General features: G+C 70.1%; 21 protein-coding genes, 1 tRNA gene and 2 pseudogenes. 13 read left to right on the top strand and 11 right to left on the bottom strand.

Annotation, left to right across the window (positions count from 1 at the left end; translation table 11 throughout):
* Nucleotides 1-49: 49 nt before the first annotated feature.
* The 3 genes from F3L20_RS29360 (at nucleotide 50) to F3L20_RS29350 (ending at nucleotide 2188) form a co-directional block, all read left to right on the top strand.
* Nucleotides 50-685: a DUF4352 domain-containing protein gene (locus F3L20_RS29360; protein WP_150156857.1), complete on the top strand. Its 636-nt coding sequence runs from the start codon at nucleotides 50-52 to the stop codon at nucleotides 683-685.
* Between the two features lie 388 nt (nucleotides 686-1073).
* A complete protein-coding gene (locus F3L20_RS29355) occupies nucleotides 1074-1433 on the top strand; it encodes a hypothetical protein (protein WP_024884288.1) in 360 nt (119 codons plus the stop codon).
* Between the two features lie 83 nt (nucleotides 1434-1516).
* Entirely contained in the window at nucleotides 1517-2188 is a 672-nt protein-coding gene (locus F3L20_RS29350; protein ID WP_150156856.1) for an enoyl-CoA hydratase-related protein, read from the top strand.
* A gap of 9 nt (nucleotides 2189-2197) precedes the next feature.
* Here F3L20_RS29350 and F3L20_RS29345 read toward each other — a convergent pair whose 3' ends face one another.
* The 3 genes from F3L20_RS29345 to F3L20_RS29335 form a co-directional block, all read right to left on the bottom strand.
* Nucleotides 2198-2641, bottom strand: a complete 444-nt coding sequence (locus F3L20_RS29345) for a hypothetical protein (RefSeq protein ID WP_150156855.1) — start codon at nucleotides 2639-2641, stop codon at nucleotides 2198-2200.
* A gap of 164 nt (nucleotides 2642-2805) precedes the next feature.
* A complete protein-coding gene (locus tag F3L20_RS29340; protein ID WP_150156854.1) occupies nucleotides 2806-3138 on the bottom strand; it encodes a hypothetical protein in 333 nt (110 codons plus the stop codon).
* On the bottom strand, nucleotides 3135-3623 hold the full coding sequence (locus F3L20_RS29335; protein WP_276615857.1) for a DUF6232 family protein: 489 nt from the start codon (nucleotides 3621-3623) through the stop codon (nucleotides 3135-3137). The genes F3L20_RS29340 and F3L20_RS29335 overlap by 4 nt, the downstream gene beginning before the upstream one ends.
* Before the next feature lie 337 nt (nucleotides 3624-3960).
* Here F3L20_RS29335 and F3L20_RS29330 point away from each other — a divergent pair, with 337 nt between their 5' ends.
* Nucleotides 3961-4155, top strand: a complete 195-nt coding sequence (locus F3L20_RS29330) for a hypothetical protein (protein ID WP_150156853.1) — start codon at nucleotides 3961-3963, stop codon at nucleotides 4153-4155.
* Between the two features lie 49 nt (nucleotides 4156-4204).
* Here the strand turns inward: F3L20_RS29330 and F3L20_RS29325 are convergent, their stop codons facing one another.
* On the bottom strand, nucleotides 4205-4930 hold the full coding sequence (locus F3L20_RS29325) for a transporter substrate-binding domain-containing protein (RefSeq protein ID WP_150156852.1): 726 nt from the start codon (nucleotides 4928-4930) through the stop codon (nucleotides 4205-4207).
* Nucleotides 4931-5330: 400 nt separating this feature from the next.
* On the opposite strand from F3L20_RS29325, the gene F3L20_RS29315 reads away from it, so the two are divergent.
* From F3L20_RS29315 to F3L20_RS29305, 3 genes are all read left to right on the top strand, one after another.
* On the top strand, nucleotides 5331-5687 hold the full coding sequence (locus F3L20_RS29315; protein WP_150156851.1) for a DUF6233 domain-containing protein: 357 nt from the start codon (nucleotides 5331-5333) through the stop codon (nucleotides 5685-5687).
* A 419-nt stretch (nucleotides 5688-6106) separates the two neighbouring features.
* Nucleotides 6107-6715: a superoxide dismutase gene (locus tag F3L20_RS29310; RefSeq protein ID WP_150156850.1), complete on the top strand. Its 609-nt coding sequence runs from the start codon at nucleotides 6107-6109 to the stop codon at nucleotides 6713-6715.
* A 366-nt stretch (nucleotides 6716-7081) separates the two neighbouring features.
* The gene (locus F3L20_RS29305; protein WP_150157537.1) at nucleotides 7082-7549 is read left to right on the top strand and encodes a DUF4240 domain-containing protein; all 468 of its coding nucleotides are present in this window, start codon (nucleotides 7082-7084) and stop codon (nucleotides 7547-7549) included.
* A 320-nt stretch (nucleotides 7550-7869) separates the two neighbouring features.
* Here the strand turns inward: F3L20_RS29305 and F3L20_RS29300 are convergent, their stop codons facing one another.
* Complete coding sequence (locus tag F3L20_RS29300; RefSeq protein WP_150156849.1) at nucleotides 7870-8625, bottom strand: GntR family transcriptional regulator; 756 nt, start codon at nucleotides 8623-8625, stop codon at nucleotides 7870-7872.
* Between the two features lie 237 nt (nucleotides 8626-8862).
* Between F3L20_RS29300 and F3L20_RS29295 the strand changes: the two are divergent.
* A pseudogene (locus tag F3L20_RS29295) lies at nucleotides 8863-9296 on the top strand (ATP-binding protein).
* 105 nt (nucleotides 9297-9401) lie between these two features.
* Here F3L20_RS29295 and F3L20_RS29290 read toward each other — a convergent pair.
* From F3L20_RS29290 to F3L20_RS29280, 3 genes are all read right to left on the bottom strand, one after another.
* A tRNA-Arg gene (locus tag F3L20_RS29290) sits at nucleotides 9402-9477 on the bottom strand.
* A gap of 209 nt (nucleotides 9478-9686) precedes the next feature.
* Nucleotides 9687-10496 carry an SAM-dependent methyltransferase gene (locus tag F3L20_RS29285; RefSeq protein WP_150156848.1) on the bottom strand — a complete coding sequence of 270 codons (810 nt, stop codon included), beginning with the start codon at nucleotides 10494-10496 and terminating at the stop codon, nucleotides 9687-9689.
* 112 nt (nucleotides 10497-10608) lie between these two features.
* On the bottom strand, nucleotides 10609-11901 hold the full coding sequence (locus F3L20_RS29280; protein ID WP_150156847.1) for a M6 family metalloprotease domain-containing protein: 1293 nt from the start codon (nucleotides 11899-11901) through the stop codon (nucleotides 10609-10611).
* Between the two features lie 320 nt (nucleotides 11902-12221).
* On the opposite strand from F3L20_RS29280, the gene F3L20_RS29275 reads away from it, so the two are divergent.
* On the top strand, nucleotides 12222-12863 hold the full coding sequence (locus tag F3L20_RS29275; RefSeq protein ID WP_150156846.1) for a TetR/AcrR family transcriptional regulator: 642 nt from the start codon (nucleotides 12222-12224) through the stop codon (nucleotides 12861-12863).
* Between the two features lie 197 nt (nucleotides 12864-13060).
* The gene (locus F3L20_RS29270; protein WP_150156845.1) at nucleotides 13061-14617 is read left to right on the top strand and encodes an MFS transporter; all 1557 of its coding nucleotides are present in this window, start codon (nucleotides 13061-13063) and stop codon (nucleotides 14615-14617) included.
* Nucleotides 14618-14713: 96 nt separating this feature from the next.
* Here the strand turns inward: F3L20_RS29270 and F3L20_RS29265 are convergent, their stop codons facing one another.
* Nucleotides 14714-15232, bottom strand: a complete 519-nt coding sequence (locus tag F3L20_RS29265; RefSeq protein WP_150156844.1) for a MarR family winged helix-turn-helix transcriptional regulator — start codon at nucleotides 15230-15232, stop codon at nucleotides 14714-14716.
* Between the two features lie 157 nt (nucleotides 15233-15389).
* Between F3L20_RS29265 and F3L20_RS29260 the strand changes: the two genes are divergently transcribed.
* A complete protein-coding gene (locus tag F3L20_RS29260; RefSeq protein WP_382686571.1) occupies nucleotides 15390-16175 on the top strand; it encodes a dioxygenase family protein in 786 nt (261 codons plus the stop codon).
* A gap of 49 nt (nucleotides 16176-16224) precedes the next feature.
* Here the strand turns inward: F3L20_RS29260 and F3L20_RS29255 are convergent.
* Nucleotides 16225-16744: pseudogene (locus F3L20_RS29255) on the bottom strand (GNAT family N-acetyltransferase).
* Nucleotides 16745-16938: 194 nt separating this feature from the next.
* On the opposite strand from F3L20_RS29255, the gene F3L20_RS29250 reads away from it, so the two are divergent.
* Together F3L20_RS29250 and F3L20_RS29245 are read left to right on the top strand one after the other, a co-directional pair.
* Nucleotides 16939-17937, top strand: a complete 999-nt coding sequence (locus tag F3L20_RS29250) for a sigma-70 family RNA polymerase sigma factor (protein ID WP_145826856.1) — start codon at nucleotides 16939-16941, stop codon at nucleotides 17935-17937.
* Between the two features lie 378 nt (nucleotides 17938-18315).
* The gene (locus F3L20_RS29245) at nucleotides 18316-19023 is read left to right on the top strand and encodes a TetR/AcrR family transcriptional regulator (RefSeq protein WP_145826857.1); all 708 of its coding nucleotides are present in this window, start codon (nucleotides 18316-18318) and stop codon (nucleotides 19021-19023) included.
* 311 nt (nucleotides 19024-19334) lie between these two features.
* On the opposite strand, the gene F3L20_RS29240 is transcribed toward F3L20_RS29245, so the two are convergent.
* Nucleotides 19335-20342: a helix-turn-helix transcriptional regulator gene (locus F3L20_RS29240; protein WP_150156843.1), complete on the bottom strand. Its 1008-nt coding sequence runs from the start codon at nucleotides 20340-20342 to the stop codon at nucleotides 19335-19337.
* Nucleotides 20343-20398 lie beyond the last annotated feature (56 nt).

Raw genomic sequence — 20398 nt, 5'->3', positions numbered from 1 at the left:
GCAGGTCACCTACGAGGACGACCGGAACGACCAGGGGAGAGCCCGCACCGTGACCCAGCCGAACGACCCGAACCAGCAGCAGCCCCAGCCGCCTTACGTGAACCGGCAGCCCTACCCGCAGCAGCCGGCGTACGGCGTTCCCGGCGTCCAGCCCCCGCCCCGGAAGAAGGGCCGCTTCGTCAGGTTCGCGGGCTTCGGCTGCGTGGGCGTGCTCGGCCTGGTCGTCGTGATCGCCGCGGTGTCGGCGAGCGGCGACTCCGACGACGGCGGGGACAGGGCCGCCGCCCCCTCGGGGTCCGTGTCGGCGCCCGCCGGGGCGGACGGGAAGGCTTCGACCAAGGAGGGGTCCGCCCGGAGCGGCCCGGTGCGGATCACCGCGGAGCGCACGGAGTTCAGCCGGACCGTCCTCGCCGACGGCAGCGGCTACACGAGTGTGCTGATCACCGTCGTCAACAACGGCGACGACGAGGTGAGCGTGAACCCCCTCTACTTCACGATCACCGACACCCGGGGCACCAAGCACACCGCCGAGCTCGGCGTCGACGAGAAGCAGATCGACGCCGTGGAGCTGGCCCCGGGCGAGAACATCTCGGGCACGGTCACCGGCAAGGGCGGTTTCACGCCGAAGTACGTGACCTACACGGACGGCCTGCTCGGCGACCCGGTCCGCGTGGACGTGTCCTGACGGCCGGGGGCCCGCGAAGGACTTCGCCCACCCCCCGCCGTCCGCGTCCGGTGTCCACGTCCGCCGTCTCGATCCGCCCGGACGACGAAGTGCTGGTCCGGGGAGTCCGCACAGGGTTCCCGGACGGCCTCGACGCCCTCCGCCGCGGTCCCGTCGGCGGTGCCCACGCACTGTCCCTCCGGCACCGGCCGGAACCGGAGGGCACTGGAGGCGTCGGACCCGTCAGGGGCGGCCCCAGGCGGAACAGGGTCGCCCGGGTGCGAGGCCTGCGGAGATCCCTTGTCTTGGACAACCATCGGCCCGTCCGGGCAGGTCAGACGGCCCTCCAGTCCCTGTACCGGACAGGGCCCGGCGCGCCGCGGACCTCTCCCGCATAGAATCCGGTCCCATGGTGAAGCCCGACGAGCTGATCGTAGACATCGCCGCCCGCGTGGAAGCGGGCCAGAGCAGCCAGATGTCTTTGACCGTGGTCACCGGTGGTGCCGTCATCACCGGCCGGCTGGCTCCCGAAGCGGTATGGCGGAAGAGGGTCTCGGAGGTACTGAACGCCTCCGACCGACTCGGTGAGTTCGCCGCCGTCTTCGACGCCCCCGTGAAGAACGACGGCCCTCCCACCCACCTGCACTTCCACGTCGCCCGGATCCTCCAGGGCACGGTCGGAATCCCGGAGACGGGTGGGATGTACCGGGTTGCGATCGAGGACGTCAGCGCCTGGACCGTGGGGGACTTCAGCTACTCCGACCACTGAGCGCACGTCCCATGGCTCTTGCGCCGCTCACCTCCTGGCCGTAAGTTACCGATGAGTAGGCCACAGGTGAACGGAGCGCCGTCATGCCCTCGCTCGACCGTCAGGAAAACGTGTTCGTCCTCGACCTGGGGGACGGCGAGAACCGGTTCCACCCCGACTGGATCGCCGCGGTCGGGGCCGCGCTGGACGAGGTGGAGAAGGCGGAGGGCCCGCGCGCCCTGGTGACGGCGGCCACCGGCAAGTTCTGGTCCAACGGCCTGGACCTGGAGTGGCTGTTCGCCAACGCCGACCACTACCACGACTACGTGGTCTCGGTGCACGAACTGTTCGCCCGCCTGCTGGCGCTGCCGGTCATCACCGTGGCGGCGCTGCAGGGGCACACGTTCGCGGCCGGGGCGATGCTCTCCCTGGCCCACGACTTCCGCGTGATGCGCGCCGACCGCGGCTACTGGTGCCTGCCCGAGGCGGACATCGACATCCCGTTCACCCCGGGCATGTCGTCCCTCATCCAGTCCCGGCTGGCCCCGCAGACGGCCCACGAGGCGATGATCACGGCCCGCCGCTACGGCGGCGGCGACGCCGCGGCCGCCGCCATCGTCGACCGCGCGGTCCCGGAGGACGAGGTCCGCTCCACGGCGCTGGAACTGGCCCAGTCCCTGGCGCCGAAGGCCGGCACCACCCTGGGCACGATCAAGTCCCGCATGTACGCCTCCACCCTCACGACCCTGCGTGACACCACGAACCCCCTGGGCTGACCGGCCGGTTCAGTCGCCGGAGTGGCCCCAGAAGTAGATCTCCTGGGGCTTCCCGTCGCCGTCGTGCAGCACCGCGCAGCGCCCGACCCACCGGGACCGGGGGAAAACGTCGAAGTCCTTGACGTGCGCCCGCGTCAGCACCTCGGTCCCCAGCAGCTCCCGCGCCTCCGCACCCGTCACGGGCTCCACGGTCCGGTAGTCCGGGGTGTCGTCAGGCCCCAGGACACGGACGATGTCGAGGATCGAGTGCGTACCGGCCTCCTGCACCAGCTCGTCGTCCCAGAGCTCGTCCAGCGACCGAGGAAGAGGCCCCGTGCTGTCCTTCGCGAGCCACTTGTCGCCGTTGACCCAGTAGTAGTCTCCGGCCTCGAACACCTCCCGCCGCAACTCCTGCAGCGCGGCATCGAGATCCTCCTGATACGGCACGTAGTAGTCCCACTCCGAAGCGCCCACGACCCTCATCCCCTCCGCACCACGTCACGTGGGCTGGAAGCTAACACCGGGCTGTGACATCGGGCCTTGCCACTTCTTGTGCGCTACGTGCCGATGCCCCCGAGCCGTGAACGGCTCGGAGGCATCGCGCCTTACCGGTCGGCGCGGCGGGAGCGCGCCTCGCCTCAGCCCGACAGCAGCGCCTTCGCGGCCGTGACGACCGGCAGGCCCACCTCACCGACCAGGGTTGCGATGCCGGTGACACGCTGCACGAAGGTGCGCCGGCGCTCCGGGGACGTCTCCTCGGCGATCGATTCGGCGGCCGCGTCCACCTGCGCCCGGTCGTCCTGGTCCAAGTGCGGGCGCAGCTTGGCGATTTCGTCCAGGAGTGCCTTCACGGCGGGATCCGCCACTGTCACGCCGACGGTCTTGCCGCCGGCCACGATGTCCCCGGAGCCGGTGTGCTCGGCCCGGCCGATGTTTCCCGATCCGTACTGCTGAATGTGGTCGCCGCTCATGATGCCTGGATGCCCCCGCTGCCGCTGTGCTGAGCCGTGCCGATGTTTCCCGAGCCGTACTGCTGGATCAGGTTGCCCTGGACCGCGTGCTCCACGTTGATGATCATCTGGGCGACGTCGGGATTGCCGATGGCCTTGGTGACCTCGTAGATCAGCTGCTGGATCTCCTCCTGCCGTGTGGACCAGATGGCTTCGCGCTGGGTACCGGAGGTGTTCAGGATGAGGCCGAACACCGGAGGTATCTGGAGGGTGGAGACCAACTTCCAGATCAGATAGCCCTGGACGGCTAGAAAGATGATGACGCCCACGGCGTCTGCCGCGGCGACGAGAATGCCGCCGAGGACCAACCAGACGAAGGTGCCCTGGAAGAACTTCTTCCATGCGGCGCCCTTGTCGACGTCCATTCTCCTCTGACCGACGTGAGAGATGTTGCGCAGCGGATAGGCCTCGCCCCCCACCCACAACACACCCTCATTGATTGTCACTTGGGCCGCCACAGGACCCTCCCGTCAGTTTTCGGACACTGAGGTGTGAAGAGTAGCGAAGCTTATGTGGACATGTGATGTGAATCCCTTTATCTCTTTGCTCTGAGCTGCCGGGTTTCGGTGCGGTTCGCGCTGCGGTGAATTAGTCATACGGTCTTCTTAATTAAGCACCGAACCTATTCGCGACAAAAATGGGCGGCAAATACTCAGATGTGAAATGGCTAACGCGGCCGAGGGCGCCTGCGGGATCGGTGGCAGAGGAACGCCGACTGACACCAGCGGCCGCCCTGTCCCGGTGGAACAGCCGGGCTACAGGGTCCGCCCTGAGGGGACGAACATGGCTGATCAGGGCTGGCACGACGACAGCGAGTACCACGAAGCGGTCCGGCGGGCGGAGCGGGCGACACGGTTCGGATGGTCGGCGATCGCCTGGACCACAGGAACGCTGGGCTGCGCGCTGGTCACCGTCGCCCTGCTCTTCGTGGCAGCGATGGTCGCGGCTGTCTACGTGATGGTGGCGAGCCACTACTGAACAGCCCCGCGCGGCCGTCGCGGAGGCACCGTCGACGTCCAGGTCCGCGTCACACCGGGGTGGGCGCAGCCAGTGCCGGGTCCTGGCCGGAACGGCGTAGCGCCTCAGCCACGAATCGGGACGCCACCAGCTCGGCGACGAGTTCGCTGAGGAACTGAGTCGTCCTCGGACGCCGCTCCTTCGGGGTGCCCATGGCCTGCCGGATCGTCATGAACGCGGGCTCCAGCAGACGCAGTTCGCCTCGCCCAGCAACGTGGGCGGTCACCGGTTGGCGGATGCCGGCCGCCACATCCAGGTTCTCGGCGTGGAAGACGTCGACCCCCTCGTCGCCGCGCACCACGGTGGCGTGACGCAGGGTGCGGCTCAGGTGGAGGTCGTACGCGGACCCCTTCTTGACGCCGATACGCACCCCGTCCCGGTCCACGTCGTCGGCGGAGACGAACTCCGAGTCCACCGGAGCCGCGTACACACCCTCGATGTGCACGTACGGCGTGGTGAACGCCACTTCCTTCTCTCGGTCCGGATCGACGGCCAGGAAACACAGGTCGGCGCGGCCGTCGGCCATCGCGGCGTACGACTTGCGGGCCGCATCGAAGCAGATGAACTGCACCGGCAGAGCCAGACGTGCGGCAACCTCACGGGCAAGCTCGACAGTGACCCCGGACGGCTCGTCGGGGGTCCCCTGGGCGAGGACCGGGTTGCCGAGGTTGATGGAGGCGCGCAGCACTCCGGTGGGGGCCAGGTCGTGCGCAAGCTCTGCGTCGATAGGCGTCATGGCCCGACCTTAGACGCCACCCGCGGCAGACGAACCGCCGACCGCGAACCGCGAAGAGCACCGAATTCTGGCCCGCAGCCTCGCTGCCGTGTCGGGATCCACGCAGCCGGGCTCGTCCCCCTGCGTCGGAGTCGTCGGTTCGTCTCCCGGCAGGAATTCGTCGCCATGTCCAGGACCGCCCCCGGCGTCGACCTTGACGGGTTCCGCATAGATCAGGAAGCCATGGCCGACACCTACGCGGACGATCCGTATGTCCGCTGACCGTTGACCGCTGACCGCTGACCGCTGACCGCTGACCGCTGACCGCTCGACGCCGCGCGGCAAGGCGATGGGTGACGCGACGGGTTTCCACTGGGTGCTCTCCTCGTAGCCACACGGGGGCGACCGTAGAATCGAACGCGTGAGCGACCAACCGTCCCGACTGGATCTGCTGCGCTTCGCGCGCCGTGTAGTGGTGCAGCAGGCGACGGCCGCTGTGCGACAGCTCGACGGGTGGATCGCGGACGAGGAGCGGCGTGAGGCTGAGCGGCGCCGAGGTGGGGAGATGCGGCCGTCACCTCCGGAGTGGCTGCTCCAGTACGGGCTGAACCGGAGAAACGTGGACGCCGTCCATGTGGGGGACTGCTGGGCGGCGGCGAAGTCGGGCCGCTGTCGTCCTGCGTCCCGAGAGCAGGTGGTGGAGGCTCTGCGGCACGGAGTGGTGGCGTGTGTGCACTGCCGTCCGGATACGGCACTGGGTCTGTTGGACAACCCGTGATGGTGGCGGTCCGAGTGCGCGCGAGACCGTTCCGAAAGGCATCTCCGGCTGTCGCCAGGTACAGCGTGCTCGTCCGCGCGACCGGGCCGCACTAGGCATACCAGCTGCCGCGTGCCCTGACGAAAGCCGCCGTGGACGACGAGCTGATCCGGCGCAACCCGTGCCGCAGCAAGGGCGCGGGAGAGTGCTGCTCGTTGGAGGGGGCGCGCGCGGGGCCGGCCAGATCCGGCGGACGCCGGTTGAGAAGACGATCACCTTTCTGGAAGGACCGCACCCGTGTCGGGTGCCGCACCACCGAAAGCTGACGGGCCGACCCCGCCGCAACTCATGCTGATGCAATCAGCACGCTGTTGCAAGTTATTCGCAATAACGCCGTAGGCTGTCCCAGGACGATCAACCCACCGAAGGAGACGCGCCAGATGGGCACCTACGCGCTTCCCGACCTGCCCTACGACTACTCAGCGCTCGCGCCGGCCATCACGCCGGAGATCCTGGAACTGCACCACTCCAAGCACCACGCCGCCTACGTCAAGGGAGCCAACGACACGCTGGAGCAGATCGCCGAGGTTCGCGACACAGACCAGATCACACCAACCGGCCTCGTCGGCCTGGAGAAGACCTACGCCTTCAACCTCTCCGGGCACGTCCTGCACTCGATCTTCTGGCAGAACCTCTCCCCGGACGGCGGCGACCGTCCCGACGGAGCGCTGGCGACCGCGATCGACGAGCACCTGGGTGGCTTCGAAGCCTTCAAGAAGCAGCTGACCGTGGCCACCACATCCGTGCAGGGCTCGGGCTGGGGCGTGCTCGCATGGGAGCCCCTGGGCAAGCGGCTGATCGTTGAGCAGGTCTACGACCACCACGGCAACGTCGGCCAGGGCAGCACCCCGCTGCTCGTCTTCGACGCCTGGGAACACGCCTACTACCTGCAGTACAAGAACGTCCGACCGGACTACGTCACCAAGCTCTGGGACCTGGTCAACTGGGAGGACGTCGCAGCCCGTTACGCAGCGGCCGCCGGCGCCTGACGGGCGTCACCTCGTTCCTGGTCACGTCCTCGGACGTCCGAGTCACGTTCGGGACGTGATCCGCGAGGGTGAGGAGAGGGGCCACCGGCTAGGGAATGTGGCATCTGCGCGGCATTAGTGGCACGCGTGTGGCACGAAGCCGTGAACGACCAGGGCCAGCCTAGGAGGAAACACCCCTCCTGAGCTGGCCCTTCTTCCCTGTGTCCCCGGCAGGATTCGAACCTGCGACCCTCGCTTGAGGAGTTCGGTTGCGGGTTCCTGGGCAGGGGAAGGCCGCTGCTGACGACCGCTGCGGACAGCCGGGTACGACCGCCCCCGTCCGCCGTCGTTGATGTCAGACCAGCCTGACATCCTGCGCCCGTGACAATGACTTGGGCCGACTTCTGGGCACTTATGGCCACCGTGAACGGCGAAGCAGCTGAAGAGAGCTGCCAGCGCCTCGCCGAGGAGCTGAGCCGCCGTCCCGTCTCCGACATCGTCGGCTTCGCGGAGCGGCATGCCGAGGCGCTCTACCACCTGGATCAGGAAAAATTCGGCACTCTGCCGGTGGTCGACCTGACGGCCCGGTTCGGCAGCCCATTCCCGCAATCAGCCGACGTGTTCCTGTACGCGCGTTGCGCTGTGGTGGCCGCAGGGCAGGCCGTGTGGGAGAGCGTCTTCTTCGATGTCGACAAGTTCGCCCCATACACCTCAAGCGAGCGCGACGGCGAATGGCTGCTGTACGTGCCGGACAAGGCGTACGAGCTGGCCACTGGCAAGGAGTGGGACCGCCCTACCCGCTATTGCTTCGAGAGCTACTCCAACCGGGACGGCTGGCCAGAACTTCGGGACTGAGTCCAGCTACCGGTTGATCGGGATTTCTTAGATGATCTCGCAATGGGCGGCAGGCGCGATGATGTCGGCCAAGATCTTAGAGGCTCGCCCCAAAGTGGCTGCCTAAAGCCGTGGAGCCGACCGCACCAGCCACAGAGGGTTTCTTCCCTAACCATGCCCGCAGCCGCCGAGCGCGCCGCCGGGCCCGGTCAGCCGGGGCGAAGACAGGAGGCGGGCCGCGCCGTAGAAGCGGCGCGCGCCCGCGCCGTGCGGGCTTTGACTCAGTGGGGATAGCCTGAATCAGGCTCAGTTGAGCGATGCTGTGTCTCGGAGGCTGGGGCCTATGCGTCGAAGTCGTATTCCAGGACGTAGGAGGCGGCGTCCAGGGTCATCTCGTTGACCTCGACGGGGTGGCCTTCGTCGGTGAACGCGGTGCGGCAGATGAGGATGACCGGGGTGCCCGGGGCGAGGCTCAGCTGCGTCAGCTCGTCCGGCGACGGCATGCGTGAGCGGATCTCTTCTCGGAAGTGCACCGGCTCGTGGCCGAGTTCGGCGAGTCGGGCGTAGGTGCCGCCGGGCCCGGTGTCCTCCTGGGTGATGGCGGAGCCGGCTACCAGGGACAGGGGCAGATAGCTCGTTGCGAGCAGAACCGGCTTGTTGTCCACGACGAAGCGCCGGCGCCTCACGCACATGACGGCTTCGGCAGTCAGGTTCAGCACCGCACTGATGTGTGCGGGAGCTGTCTCCTCGGAAACGGAGACCTGGTCGACCTCCAGCGCCCTGGACTCGATGTCCGCCGACCAGATCGAGCGGCCGTTGCCCCACTGGTCGCGGGCCAGTCGCTGGATGCCGCGACGGCGGAGCGGGCGGAAGGCCCGGACGAACACGCCGGCCCCCTTCCGGGCCTCGGCGATGCCCTCGTCCCGCAGGACGCCGATCGCCTGCCTGGCCGTCATGCGGGCCACGCTGTGCGCGGCCATGAGGTCGTTCTCTCCCGGGAGCCGATCACCGGGACCGTACTCGCCCGACCGGATCGCCTCGCGCAAAGAGTCTGCGATCCGCTGGTACTTGGGCCGACGGTCGTCGGTAGCAGCCATTCCGGAACCCTCCTCGCTTCTCTAGACACCTTAGGCCATAGGTAAGGCGCGGGCTTGCTGCGTGTAGCCGCCCGGTCCCTCGTTCCGGCGGTCCCCAGTCTTAATCCTTGACATCTCTAGAGAGGCGTCGGGATGGTCTGGATGTCTAGAGAGGTCGTTCCGGCTTCTGTCTGGCCGAGGGGTATCCCCATGCGTTCTGCGGTGGGCTTCCCTTCCAGTAGCGAGGAGAGAGTGCTGATGGCCTTTGTGATCGACCGTGATCCCTGTGACGGATCGCCGAGGCTCGGGTCGATGGTCCTGGACCCGACGCCGGAGTCCGTCTCTCGGGCGCGACGCTGGTTCCGGAAGCTCATCGCCCCGTACGGCCCTGCCTGTTCGGTGGATGACTGCGTTCTGCTGATCTCGGAGCTGGTGACCAACGCGATCCTCTACGGACAGTCCGACGAGGAATGGGTCGTTCGGGTCGAGTGGTCACGGAAGGGATCATCACTGCGCGTGGAGGTGCACAACCCGGGCTTTCCCGCGAGCGTGCGCCTCAGGCGACCGGACGCCGATGACGCTCACGGACGGGGGCTGCTCCTGGTCGACTCCATCGCGCGTCCTGGTGCTCCGGACCGAGCCGCTTCGGCGGAACGGTCGTTTCCTTCGAGCTGGCTGACGCGTGGCCTTGATGCCGTCCCGCGTGACGAGGGGAAGCCGCATCCGGGACCGCGGTTGTTGTTGTCGAAGGGAGATGTCAAAGGCCCCGGACCATGATCGGTCCGGGGCCCTTTGGCTGGTGCCCCCGGCAGGATTCGAACCTGCGACACCCGCTTTAGGAGAGCGGTGCTCTATCCCCTGAGCTACGAAGGCGTTGAGCGTCCTGGTCGGCGGCTGCGGGCCGTCTCGCGTGGCCGCAGCGCCCGCCGGGGCGCTCGATCCACAGGGTACCGGATCACAGCTGGGGCGGTCGCTGGGCGGGGAGAGAGCAGGGGAGAGAACAGGGGGGGCGGATAACGGGGGGAGGGGGAGGCGTAGCGGGGGCGCCCCCTCGGCTCACCCCCCTGCCACGGCGACGGGCCTCAGCCCTTCCGGCCCACCCCGCCGAACATCGCCACCTCCGCCGGGAGGTCCGCGGAGGGGTCCTCCGGGCGCCAGTGGTTGCAGGAGACCACCCCCGGCTCCAGCAGCTCCAGGCCGTCGAAGAAGCGGGTCACCGCTTCCGGTGTCCGCTGCGTCAGCTTCGGGGTGCCGTTCTCGTTCCAGAAGGCGACCGCCGCGTCGACGTCCGGCATGTCCGGGCGGGTGATCGTGTGGGAGAGGACCAGGTGGCTGCCCGGCGGCAGGGCGTCCATCAGGCGGCGCACGGTGCCGTACGCCTCCTCGTCCTTCTCGACGAAGATGACCACGCCGAGCAGGATGAGGGCCACCGGGCGGCTGAAGTCGATGGTCTTCGCGGCCTGTTCGAGGATCGCGTCGATGTTGCGCAGGTCCTCGTCGAGGTACGACGTGCTGCCCTCCGGCGTGCTGGTGAGCAGGGCCTCGGCGTGGGCCAGCACGATGGGGTCGTTGTCGACGTAGACGACGGTGGAGTCCGGGGCGATCCGCTGCGCCACCTCGTGGGTGTTGTCGGCGGTGGGCAGCCCGGTGCCGATGTCGAGGAACTGGCGGATCCCGCACTCGCCGGCGAGGTACCGCACGGCGCGGCCGAGGAACTGCCGGTCGGCGAGGGCGTAGTCGCCGATGCCGGGGTGCAGTGTGCGGATCTGGTCGCCGGTCGCCTGGTCGACCGGGTAGTTGTCCTTGCCGCCCAGCCAGTAGTTCCAGATGCGGGCGGTGTGCGGCTGGTCGGTCCTGATGCGCTTGCGTGCCTCGAGCGATGCCGCGGACATCTCCGTCACAAGGTCCTCCAAAGCTGGGCGAGCAGCGGTCAAGGAGCAACCTAGCGCGCGGAGTTGGCGGAAGGGGCCACCCCGGCCGGTCCCCGAGCCGCCCCGCCCGGCCTCACTGCGCCGACGTACGCGTCACCCGTATCCGGTACTCCTCCGCGCCCCCCGTCAGCACCGCCACCCGTACCCCCTCCTCGCGGTCCACGAAGTTCTGGCCCGGTGTGAAGGTCGCGTCCGAGAGCTCCGCGTGCACGTTGGGCGCCCGGGTGCAGCCGCCGCTGTCCCGGGTGGCGTCGTGGACGGTGATCGGCCCCATGCCGGTGTCCACGTCGGCGTCGACGCGGTAGATGAGGATGCCGGGGCGGCACACCGCCTCGTCGTTCCCGGCGCGGGTGCGCAGTTCGACCGCGTAGCCGGAGTGGGCGTCGAGGGGGATGAAGACGAGCTTGGGGCCGCCCGCACGCGCCAGCGGCGTCAGGACGTACTCCCCTGAGCCGTGTCGGGCGACGCAGCTCACCTGGGAGATGTCCAGCCAGCCCAGCTTCCACTTGTGCCAGGCGAGGAAGTCGTTGTTGGCGCCCCAGTCCTCGCTCATGATGTCCCAGTGGCCGACCGCGCCGCCGCCCTCGGCGGTGTAGAGGTCGGGCAGACCGAAGACGTGGCCGTTCTCGTGGGGGAGCACGCGGTAGCCGGTGCGGTCGTAGGAGCCGGAGCCGTCGTCCTGGCGGGAGTAGACGAAGGACGCGTTGGAGACGGGGGTGCCGTCCGCGGTCGGGGCCTCGTCGTTGCCGGCGAAGGTGACGGACAGGACGGTGTCCAGGGCGGCGGGGCCGGCGTTGGGGGTGACCAGCACGTTGACCAGGTCGTACGACTGGAAGTCCACCTCGGCGTCGGCCTCGGACACGAGGTCGCGGATCAGTTCCCGGTAGCCGGGGTCGAAGGGGGCGCCGCGCTCTATGCCGTACTCGCGGAAGGACTTGGGCATGCGGAGCCAGTCGGGCACGGGCAGTTCGGGGCGGTAGTCGAGGCGGCCGTAGGAGCTGGTGGCGAACCACTCGCGGGTCTGCGGGAAGAACTCCCGGTAGCGGTCCAGGGCGTCGCCCTCGCCGGGTGCGTCGGAGAAGTCGATCATCAGGGTGAGGGCACGGACGGTGCCGGTGGAGCGGGTGTAGCCGGGGGAGGTGGGCACGCCCTCGGACATCTGGACCTCGCGCTCGCTGCTGATCATGCAGGGGCCGTGCGCGGAGCTTTGGGACAGGGCGCTCGGGCCGGCGCCGGGGGCGGTGGTCGCGGGGGAGAGGTGGCCGTTGCCGGCCGAGCTGCAGACCGCGAGGGTGAGGGCGCCGACGGATGCCAGGGCTGCCAGGCGGCGCGGGGATATCCGGCGTCGGCTCGGCTGCGGCTGCATGGGGGGACCTCCGCTCGCACGGCAGCCGCCGTCTCCGACTGCACCCTCTCGATCACCCTGCGTCACGGGGTGGGGGTGCGCTCGCCGGGAGGTCCGATCGTGGGGTCAGGGTCCGCGCAGTTGTGACGTGAGTCACATGAGAAAAGTCCCGTGCGGGAAATAACCGGGGATCCTTTCCCCGTTTACGCCTGTGTCCGCACGAACCGGGGACTCACTCCCCGGATCCGTCAGGACACAGCGAGACACAGCAGAACAGCAGACAGCACAGCAGACAGCAGGCCCGGAACAGCCTGCGGACAGAGTCACCCGAGGAGTGCACCGTGCAGACCGCGACCCCCCTGACGCGCAAGGCGCCCCGGCCGCGCGCCGACGCCCTGCGCAACCGGGAGCGGATCGTCACCGCCGCCCGGGAGATGTTCGTCGAGTTCGGCCCCGAGGTGCCGTTCGACGAGATCGCCCGCCGGGCCGGCGTCGGCAACGCCACGGTGTACCGCAACTTCCCCGACCGCGACGCGCTGGTGCGCGAGGTCGTCTGCTCCGTCATGGACCGTACGGTCCGGGCGGCCGAGCAGGCGCTCAGCGAGACCGGGGATGCCTTCGAGGCGCTGGAGCGCTTCGCGCACGCGGCCGCCGACGAGCGGATCAGCGCGCTCTGCCCGATGATCTCCAGCACCTTCGACCAGAGCCATCCCGACCTGGAGGATGCGCGCCGGCGCGTCGAGAGCCTCGCCGTTCAGCTGATGGACCGGGCCCGGGCGGCCGGCCAGCTGCGGGACGACGTGGAGTACGGCGATCTGCTGGTGGGCGTCGCGCAGCTGAGCCGGCCCCCGGCCGGCACCGGCTGCGGGAGCGCCGACCGCTTCGTCCACCGCCATCTCCAGCTGTTCCTGGACGGCATGCGGGCGCCCGCCCGGTCCGTCCTGCCGGGTTCGGCCGTGACCGTGGAGGATTTGCGCCGCTGAGCGACCCCTGACACCACCACCGCACTTCTTTCAGGCCGCCCGTCCTGGTCACGGGCCATGACGCCGACGGCCGTCGACGAGGACGCGCCGTCATCCGATCCCGCCCGATCACCGGAGCACGCCCGGCTGTCCGAGCGCGCCCGATTTTTCACTTCACACGATCGAATTCCGCCACAAGTACCGAAGTGGGTACCTCCATGTCTGAAACAGTCTCCCCGGCCGGAAAGGCCCCGAGCCGCCCCGGTGCCGGCGGTCCGGACGCCAACCGCTGGAAAGCGCTCGCCTTCATCGCGATCGCCCAGCTGATGGTCGTTCTGGACGCCACCATCGTGAACATCGCCCTGCCGTCCGCACAGCAGGACCTGGGCATCTCGGACGGCAACCGTCAGTGGGTCGTCACCGCCTACGCCCTGGCGTTCGGCGGTCTGCTGCTGTTCGGCGGCCGCATCGCCGACCTGTGGGGGCGCAAGCGGGCCTTCGTGGTCGGTCTGGGCGGCTTCGCGCTGGCGTCCGCGCTCGGCGGCGCCGCCACCAACGAGGCCATGATGTTCGGCGCCCGCGCGCTGCAGGGCGCGTTCGGCGCGCTGCTCGCGCCCGCCGCGCTGTCGCTCCTCGCGGTGATGTTCACCGACGGCAAGGAGCGCGCCAAGGCGTTCGGCATCTACGGCGCGATCGCCGGTGGCGGTGGTGCCGTGGGTCTGATCCTCGGCGGCTTCCTGACCGAGTACCTGAACTGGCGCTGGACGTTCTTCGTGAACATCCCCTTCGCCGTGATCGCCGCGGCCGGCGCGTACTTCGTCATCCGTGAGCCCGCGGGCGGCCGCAACCGCTCCCCGCTCGACGTCCCCGGCGTGATCCTGTCCACCCTCGGCCTGGTCGCCCTGGTCTACGGCTTCACCCGCGCCGAGTCGGCGGGCTGGAGCGACACCCTGACGATCGCCATGTTCGTCGCCTCGGCCGTGCTGCTCGTGTCGTTCGTGGCCGTCGAGGCGCGGGTCAAGGCGCCGCTGCTGCCGCTGCGCGTGGTCACCGAGCGCAACCGCGGCGGTGTCTATCTCTCGCTGGGCCTGGCGATCATCGCGATGTTCGGCCTGTTCCTCTTCCTCACCTACTACCTGCAGGTCGTGAAGGGGTACTCGCCGGTCAGGACCGGCTTCGCCTTCCTGCCGATGATCGCGGGCATGATCACGGGCTCCACGCAGATCGGCGCCCGGCTGATGACCCGGGTCGCCCCCCGTCTGCTGATGGGTCCGGGCTTCCTGGTCGCCGCGCTCGGCATGCTGCTGCTGACCCAGCTGGAGATCGGCACCTCGTACGCGGCCGTGCTGCTGCCGGGCATGCTGCTGCTCGGTCTCGGTATGGGTACGGCGTTCATGCCGGCCATGTCGCTGGCCACGACGGGCGTCGAGCCGCGTGACTCCGGTGTCGCCTCCGCGATGGTCAACACCTCGCAGCAGGTGGGCGGCGCGATCGGTACGGCCCTGCTGAACACGATCGCCGCCTCGGCCACCACGGCCTACGTCGCCGACCACATCGGCGGCGCCACGAGCCGGTCCCAGCAGCAGCTGGTCCAGCTCCAGGGCCAGGTGCAGGGCTACACCAGCGCCATCTGGTTCGCCGTCGGGATCCTGGTGGCGGCCGCGGCCATCGCCCTGACCCTGATCAACGCGGGCCGTCCGGGCGGCACGGCGGTCGCCGGGTCCTCCGACGCCTCCGTCGAGGACGAGGTGGCCGTGCCGGTCGCCATGCACTGACGGACCGCCTGCCCACCTCCCGGTACCACCCGTACGGGAGAGGAAGGGGACGCCTCCTCCGTACGGCTCCCCGGACCTGCCCCGGCTCCTGCGGCGTCAGCGGAGCCAGGGCAGGTCCGCACCCGCTTCGCTCGGCTGAAGTCCCTCGGCGACGATCTTCATGATCTCGCCGAGGGACTTCTGCTGTTCCGGGGTGAGCCGGTCGAAGACCGCCTGCCGTACGGCCTCGACGTGGCCGGGCGCGTGCGCGCGCAGCACCCCCATGCCCTCGTCGGTCAGCACGGCGAACTGGCCGCGCTTGTCGGAGGGGCAGTCCTCACGGCGCACCCAGCCGTTCTTCTCCAGACGGGCCACAGCGTGCGACAGCCGGGAGCGGGTGATCTTGGCGTCCTTCGCCAGCTCCGTCATCCGCAGTCGCCGGCGGGGCGCCTCGGCGAGCTTGACCAGCAGGCCGTAGTAGACGTGCGGCATGCCCGCGTCCCGCTGGAGCTGACGGTCGAGGTGGTCCTCCAGGAGCGTGGTGGCGTCGACGTACGCACGCCAGACGCGCTGTTCCTCGTCGGTGAGCCAGCGGGGCTCCCCGGCGGCTGCCGATGATGCGGGTGCCGTGTTCATGTACTCCACTGTAAGACGCTCTCCTTGAAGATTAAACAAATGAGGCGTACAGTCTTCCGTAGAAGTTGAGACTTCAAGTAGATAGCCGGAAAGGCACACGGACCGGAGACGGCGCACCCCGAACGCGCCGCGCGCACCGAAGGAAGGAGTCGCCGTCATGACCACCGCCACTCAGGAGCGCATGCCGGCGCTCTACCTCAGCCACGGCGCCCCGCCCCTGGCCGACGACCCGGTCTGGCCCGGCGAGCTCGCCGCCTGGTCGGCGGGCCTGCCCCGCCCCAAGGCGATCCTCGTCGTCTCGGCGCACTGGGAGGAAGCCCCCCTCGCCCTCGGCGCCACCGAGACGGTCCCCCTCGTCTACGACTTCTGGGGGTTCCCGGAGCGCTACTACCAGGTCACCTACGGCGCCCCCGGCGCCCCGCAGCTCGCCGCATCGGTGCGCAAGCTGCTGCGCGCCCCCGGCATGCCCGTCCAGGACGTCCCGGACCGGGGCCTGGACCACGGGGCCTACGTCCCGCTGGTCGAGATGTACCCCGACGCCGACATCCCCGTGCTCCAGGTGTCCATGCCGACCCTCGACCCTGTGAGGCTGATGGAGATCGGGCGCCGGCTCGCGCCGCTGCGCGACGAGGGCGTGCTGATCGTCGGCTCCGGGTTCTTCACCCACAACCTCGCCGCGCTGCGCCAGGGCGGCATCCCCGCCTGGTCGGCGGAGTTCGACGCGTGGGGCAGGGAGGCCCTCGCGGCCCGGGACGTGGACGCGCTGCTGGACTTCCTCCGCAAGTCCCCGGCGGGCCGGCTCGCCCACCCGCGCACCGAGCACTTCGCCCCGCTCTTCGTCACCATGGGCGCCGCGGACGCAGCCGGCGAGCTCGGGGAACAGAAGTCCGTGATCGACGGGTTCTGGATGGGGCTGGCCAAACGGTCCGTGCAGTTCGGCTGAGACACGACCCCGGCACGCACCGTGACTCCGGCGGCCACGGCCACCGGGGTCACAGCTCCTTCTCGTACCAGGCCACGTCCCACCAGCGGCCGAACTTGTGGCCCACCTCCCGGTACGTGCCTACGTGCCGGAAGCCGAAGCGCTCGTGCAGGCGCGTCGAGGCGGCGTTCGGCCGGGCGATGCCCGCGTAGGCGCGGTGCAGGCCCTCGCCGGCCAGGGCGTCGAAGAGCGCCTGGTAGAGCAGGCTGCCGATGCCGCGCCGGCCGGCGTCCGGGGCGACGTACACCGTCGTCTCCACGGAGGTCGCGTAGGCGGACTTCGGGCGGAAGGGGCTCGACGAGGCGTACCCCAGGACACGGCCGGTGTCCGCCGCCGTGGCAACCATCAGGCGGTGGGGGCCGTCTACAGGGTGGGAGAGCAGCCAGGGGCGTCGCTCCGCCGGAGTGAACGGAGTGATGTCGAACGTGACGGCCGTCTCACGTACGTAGTGGTTGTAGAGCTCGGTGAGGCCCCCCCAGGTCCGCCTCGATCCCCGGCCTGACCTGCACCTCCGCCTGATCGGACGGCATCGCACCTCCCTGCGTGGCCGGACAGGGTACTGCATGATCAGAAAAATCGGGGGACGGGTTGGGAATTCTGTCCGGATTCCAGTCGTTGTTTCCTACGGATGCGGGCACCCGAGCAGAGTCCGGAAGAGACCCTGAAGACCGTGCCGAGTGTCCGCAGGACCACCCGCTGACCTCATCATCGCAAGGGAGCACGCATGGCAACCCGTGCCGTCGCCCGTCGTCAGTCCGCCTCCGGCGAGACGGTCGACTCGGCAAGCAGTGTTCGCGCCCATGGCGGCGAGATCGCCGACCGCGATCTGGTCGGCATGTACCTCGACGAGATCGCGCGCACGCCTCTGCTCGACGCCGCCAAGGAAGTCGAGTTGTCCCAGATCATCGAAGCGGGTGTGTTCGCACGACAGATCCTCGACGGCGTCGAGGAGAACAAGGCCGGAGCCACCCCCGAGGAGCTCCAGGCCCTGGTCGACGACAGCGAGCGGGCGAAGGACATCTTCATCCGTTCCAACCTCCGGCTGGTCGTCGCCGTCGCCCGCCGCTACCCGCGCAGCGGCCTGCCGCTGCTCGACCTGATCCAGGAGGGCAACGCCGGCCTGGTGCGCGCGGTGGAGAAGTTCGACTACCGCAAGGGCTTCAAGTTCTCCACGTACGCCACCTGGTGGATCCGTCAGGCCATCACCCGTTCGATAGCCGACCAGTCGCGCACCATCCGGCTGCCCGTCCACCTGGTGGAGGAGCTGGGCCGCATCCGGCGCGTGCAGCGCGAGTTCAACCGCGAGCACGGCCGTGACGCCGAGCCCGCGGAGATCGCCGCCGAACTCGGCTCCACCCCGGAGCGCGTCACCGACGTGCTCGACTGGGCCCGGGACCCGGTGTCGCTGAACATGTCGGTGGACGACGAGGGCGAGACGCAGTTCGGCGACCTCCTGGAGGACACCTCCGCGGTGTCGCCGGAGCAGTCCGTGATGACGCTGCTGCGCAGCGAGGAGCTGGACGACCTGATCGGCCGCCTCGACCAGCGCACGGCCTCCATCATCAAGATGCGTTACGGCATCGAGGACGGCCGGGAGCGCACCCTGACGGAGGTCGGCAAGGAACACGGCCTGACGCGCGAGCGCATCCGCCAGATCGAGAAGCACGCGCTGCTGGAGCTGAAGAAGCTGGCCCGCAGCACCGGGTTCGACGCGGCGGCGTGACATGAGGTCCGCCGTCGCCCGGCGGGGCGGCCGGGTTCCGCGCAGTCGCGTGAGAGCCCCGGGCCGCGTGCGCCGGGTGGCGAAAGACCGCGCAAACATGGCCGTACCCCGCCGCTTCAACCCGCTGGGGCCAGGGAACAAGACTTCCGAACCCAGCAGTTCGGCCCACGGGGCCTGAAGCCCCGGTGGACCCGTATGCCACGTCCCGACGCACAACCCCCCCGGCGCCGGGACTTCCCAGGCCGGGTCCGGCGCCTGTCCCCCCGGGCGCCGGGCCCGGCTTTTTCCTGCCGTGCGCACAGCGGGCCACCCCGAACCTGAACCCCGGGGTGGCCCGCCAGATGGCAGATTGTGCCACATGGGCATAGCCTGCCGAACGTGAGCAGTGCCACCCCGACGCCCCCGTCGCCGTTCCCCGAAGACCCGGCGGCCGACGGCTCGTTGACCGAGCGGCGCAAGGCGCAGACCCGCACGCACATCGCCCGCACCGCGGCCGCCCTCTTCGTCCGGCAGGGCCTGCGGGCCACCCGCGCCGAGGACATCGCCCAGGCGGCCGGCGTCGCCCCGCGCACCTTCTACCGGTACTTCGCCAGCAAGGAAGAGGCCATCGGCCCCCTCTACGCCACCGGCGCCCGGCGCTGGGTGGACGCGGTACGCACCGCACCCGCCGGGACCCCGCTGCCCCAGGTCCTCGAGGAGACCGCGCGGCACACCCTCACACCGGGCCTCGGCGTGGCGGAGGAGTCCTGGAACTGGGTACGCACGCTGATCAGGCTCGCCGCCGACAACCCCGCTCTGGGCCGGGTGTGGGCGGAGGCATGCCGGACGGGCGAACGGGACCTGGCCGAGGCGCTGGCGTGGCGGCTGACCGGCGGCGACGTCCCGCGGCCGGACCACGTCGCCGCCCGCAGCCGGCTGAGCTTCGCCGCGGCCGTCGCGAGCGCGGCCGTCCGCACGGCGATGGAGAGCTGGGCGGCCGGCGAGGGCCCGGCCGAAGGCCCCGAGGGCCCGGCGGAACTGGCGGCGGCCAACCTCGCCGCGCTGCGGGACTTCCCGTGGGACGAGGTGGCGGCAACCGGCGGCTGAGCGTCGGCCGTTCACCCGCCGTCGTCCGCCGACGGCGTCGCCCGCCGCCGCACGCGTGACCCGCCGCACGCGTCACCGCCGCCCGCGCCACTCGCCGTCGGCCGTTCACCCGCCGTCGCCGTCACCCGCCGCCGCACGCGTCACCGCCGCCCGCGCCACTCGCCGTCGGCCGTTCACCCGCCGTCGCCGTCACTCGCCGTCGGCCGTTCCCGCCGCCGCACGCGTCACCGCCGCCCGCGCCACTCGCCGTCGGCCGTTCACCCGCCGTTGTCCGCCACCCAGAGCCACCCGCGACACCGGCCGTCGGCCGTTCACCCGCCGTCGCCGGCGTGACCCGCCGCCGGCCGTTCCCCGCCGTCGCCCGCCGCCCGCGTCAGCCGGTCGCCCAACGTCCGCACCGCCGCCACGAGTTCAGCCGGCTCCTGCACGGTGAAGTCGTACCCCAGCATGGCCAGGCGGACCGCCATCCAGTCCTTGGGGTCGCTCACCGTCGCCCGCAGCCGGCAGCTCCCCTCGTCCAGCGGCTCGGGCGCACCCATCCAGTGCGGCAGCCGCGCGGCGACCGTCGTGGCGGGCGCGGTGAAGGTGACGACGACGTCGTACGACTCCCGCGCCCGGTACATGGAGCGGCGCAGGTACTCCGCGGCGCTCCCGGTCGGCAGCTCTCGCGGCGCGAACCGGGCCCCGGTCGCGAAGAGGTCGCTCACCCGGTCGACGCGGAAGGTGCGCCAGTCCTCGCGGTCGAGGTCGTACGCCACCAGGTACCAGCGCCGTCCCGTCGACACCAGCCGGTAGGGCTCCGTCAGGCGCCGCGATTCGGTGCCGTCGGCCGCCCGGTAGGCGAACCGCAGGCGCTCGTGCCCGGCCACCGTGGACGCCATGACGGTGAGCGTCTCCGGAGCGATGGTCGCCCCGTCACCGCTGGTCAGCGGGGTGGTCGCGGCCTGCAGGGTGCTGACGCGGTGCCGCAGCCTGCCCGGCAGCACCTGCTCCAGTTTCGCCAGGGCCCGCACCGACGCCTCGTCCACGCCCTCCAGCGCGTGCCCGGCGCCGGCCCGCAGCCCGACCGCGATGGCCACCGCCTCCTCGTCGTCCAGCACCAGCGGCGGCATCGCCTTCCCGGCGACGAGGCGGTAACCGCCGTCCGAACCCATCGTCGCCTGCACGGGATAGCCGAGGTCCCGCAGCCGCTCGACGTCCCGCCGGACCGTGCGCCGGGAGACCCCGAGCCGGTCGGCGAGCTCGCCACCGGGCCATTCGCGGGGCGTCTGGAGGAGGGACAGGAGCTGCAGCAGCCGAGCCGGGGTGTCCGTCGTCATGGGAACGAGGATGCCCCACCACTAGGACGCGATCTGACCTACTCGGGTCATACGTT

The organism is Streptomyces tendae (assembly GCF_008632955.1).
In the GTDB taxonomy this organism is placed as follows: Bacteria; Actinomycetota; Actinomycetes; order Streptomycetales; family Streptomycetaceae; genus Streptomyces.
This window is presented reverse-complemented; position numbering and strand designations above follow the sequence as displayed.

What these genes read in the sequence shown, in the direction of transcription:
- F3L20_RS29355 (WP_024884288.1), top strand. Translation starts at nt 1,074, where the DNA reads ATGGTGAAGCCCGACGAGCTGATCGTAGACATCGCCGCCCGCGTGGAA.
- F3L20_RS29350 (WP_150156856.1), top strand. Translation starts at nt 1,517, where the DNA reads ATGCCCTCGCTCGACCGTCAGGAAAACGTGTTCGTCCTCGACCTGGGG.
- F3L20_RS29340 (WP_150156854.1), bottom strand. Translation starts at nt 3,138, where the DNA reads ATGAGCGGCGACCACATTCAGCAGTACGGATCGGGAAACATCGGCCGG.
- F3L20_RS29330 (WP_150156853.1), top strand. Translation starts at nt 3,961, where the DNA reads ATGGCTGATCAGGGCTGGCACGACGACAGCGAGTACCACGAAGCGGTC.
- F3L20_RS29325 (WP_150156852.1), bottom strand. Translation starts at nt 4,930, where the DNA reads ATGACGCCTATCGACGCAGAGCTTGCGCACGACCTGGCCCCCACCGGA.
- F3L20_RS29310 (WP_150156850.1), top strand. Translation starts at nt 6,107, where the DNA reads ATGGGCACCTACGCGCTTCCCGACCTGCCCTACGACTACTCAGCGCTC.
- F3L20_RS29305 (WP_150157537.1), top strand. Translation starts at nt 7,082, where the DNA reads ATGACTTGGGCCGACTTCTGGGCACTTATGGCCACCGTGAACGGCGAA.
- F3L20_RS29300 (WP_150156849.1), bottom strand. Translation starts at nt 8,625, where the DNA reads ATGGCTGCTACCGACGACCGTCGGCCCAAGTACCAGCGGATCGCAGAC.
- F3L20_RS29285 (WP_150156848.1), bottom strand. Translation starts at nt 10,496, where the DNA reads ATGTCCGCGGCATCGCTCGAGGCACGCAAGCGCATCAGGACCGACCAG.
- F3L20_RS29280 (WP_150156847.1), bottom strand. Translation starts at nt 11,901, where the DNA reads ATGCAGCCGCAGCCGAGCCGACGCCGGATATCCCCGCGCCGCCTGGCA.
- F3L20_RS29270 (WP_150156845.1), top strand. Translation starts at nt 13,061, where the DNA reads ATGTCTGAAACAGTCTCCCCGGCCGGAAAGGCCCCGAGCCGCCCCGGT.
- F3L20_RS29265 (WP_150156844.1), bottom strand. Translation starts at nt 15,232, where the DNA reads ATGAACACGGCACCCGCATCATCGGCAGCCGCCGGGGAGCCCCGCTGG.
- F3L20_RS29260 (WP_382686571.1), top strand. Translation starts at nt 15,390, where the DNA reads ATGACCACCGCCACTCAGGAGCGCATGCCGGCGCTCTACCTCAGCCAC.
- F3L20_RS29250 (WP_145826856.1), top strand. Translation starts at nt 16,939, where the DNA reads ATGGCAACCCGTGCCGTCGCCCGTCGTCAGTCCGCCTCCGGCGAGACG.
- F3L20_RS29240 (WP_150156843.1), bottom strand. Translation starts at nt 20,342, where the DNA reads ATGACGACGGACACCCCGGCTCGGCTGCTGCAGCTCCTGTCCCTCCTC.